Here is a 1,545-nt window from a genome sequence, read left to right as displayed (position 1 = left end):
GGCTGCGGCCATCCTCGCTGGCTGCGACTCGGCGAACAGCAAGCCTGCTGAAGCCCCGGCAGCCGGCGGTCCTCCGATCTCCGCCGCCGTGGTGGTGCAGAAGCCTGTCATCGAGACCCAGGAATTTTCCGGCCGCCTGGAAGCCATCGACCGTGTCGAGATCCGTCCACGCGTCTCCGGTTTTATCACCGCCGTGAACTTCAAGCCGGGCAGCGAAGTGAAGAAAGGCGATGTGCTGTTCGTGATCGATCCACGTCCGTTCAAAGCGGAAGCCGACCGCGCCGAAGCCGCTGCCAACTCGGCACGCGCCAAGGCTGATCTGGCCCGCGTTGAACTGGCCCGCGCTGAAAAACTGCTGGCCGATAAAGCCATCGCCCAGCGCGAGTTCGACGAACGTGCATCCGCGCAGAAGGAACTGGACGCATCGGCCCGCGCCGCTGCTGCTGCTTCCGAAGCGGCCAAGCTGAATCTGACCTACACCAATGTGGTGTCGCCTATCGATGGCCGCGTGTCGAAAGCCGAGATTACCCTGGGTAACCTGGTGGACCAGAACGCCGTGCTGACTTCCGTTGTATCGCTGGACCGCATCTACGCCAGCTTCGACGGTGATGAAGCCACCTATCTGCGCGTCGGCGCCCTTGCCCAGCGCGGCAAGCCAGCCACCGTGAAGATCGGCCTGGCCAACGAAGAAGGCTTCCCGCATGAAGGCAAGCTGGAATTCGTCGACAACCAGCTCGACACCCGTACCGGCTCCGTGCGCATGCGCGCCACGCTGGAGAACAAGGACCGCGCCCTGGCGCCAGGCCTGTTCGCCCGCGTATCGCTGGGCGGCAGCGAAGCGAAAACCGATTCGCTGCTGATCAACGAGCGCGCCGTGAACACCGACCAGGACCGCAAGTTCGTGTTCGTGGTCAGTGCCGACAGCAAGGCTGAATACCGTCCTGTGAAGCTGGGTCCGGTCATCGACGGCTTGCGCCTGGTGCGCGATGGCCTGAAGCCGGGCGAAAAGATTATCGTCAATGGCCTGCAGCGCGTGCGCCCTGGTGCGCCGGTGACTGCACAAACCGTGGCGATGGATTTCGATCCGGATGCGGCTCCTGCGCAGGAAAAGAAACCAGAACAAAAGAAAGACGCCAAAGTCGCCGCATCGGACGGCAAAGCTGGCACTTCTAAGGAATAAGAACCAATGAACTTTTCACGCTTCTTTGTCGATAAGCCGATTTTCGCGGCGGTCTTATCGATCCTGATTTTCGTGGCGGGGCTGATTGCCATCTTCAATCTCCCGATCTCGGAATACCCGGACGTGGTGCCGCCATCCGTGGTGGTGCGCGCACAGTACCCGGGCGCGAACCCGAAGATTATTGCTGAAACAGTGGCTGCGCCGCTGGAAGAGCAGATCAACGGTGTTGAGAACATGCTGTACATGTCCTCGCAAAACACCTCGGACGGCGCCCTGGCGCTGACCGTGACCTTCAAGATCGGCACCAACGTGGAGCAAGCCGAGACGCAGGTGCAGAACCGCGTCCAGCGCGCGCTGCCACGCCT

2 protein-coding genes are annotated in these 1,545 nt (G+C 61.9%); both read left to right on the top strand.

Going from position 1 to position 1,545, the window contains the following annotated elements; genetic code table 11:
• Positions 1-1,180 (top strand): efflux RND transporter periplasmic adaptor subunit (locus AB4Z11_RS31280; RefSeq protein ID WP_442030015.1); only part of this gene is annotated, 1,180 nt, incomplete at its 5' end.
• 6 nt (positions 1,181-1,186) lie between these two features.
• The coding region (locus AB4Z11_RS31275) for an efflux RND transporter permease subunit (RefSeq protein WP_442030013.1) at positions 1,187-1,545 on the top strand (359 nt) is incomplete at its 3' end.

Source organism: Pseudoduganella sp. RAF53_2 (genome assembly GCF_052113985.1).
Taxonomy (GTDB): domain Bacteria; phylum Pseudomonadota; class Gammaproteobacteria; order Burkholderiales; family Burkholderiaceae_D; genus Rugamonas.
This window is presented reverse-complemented; position numbering and strand designations above follow the sequence as displayed.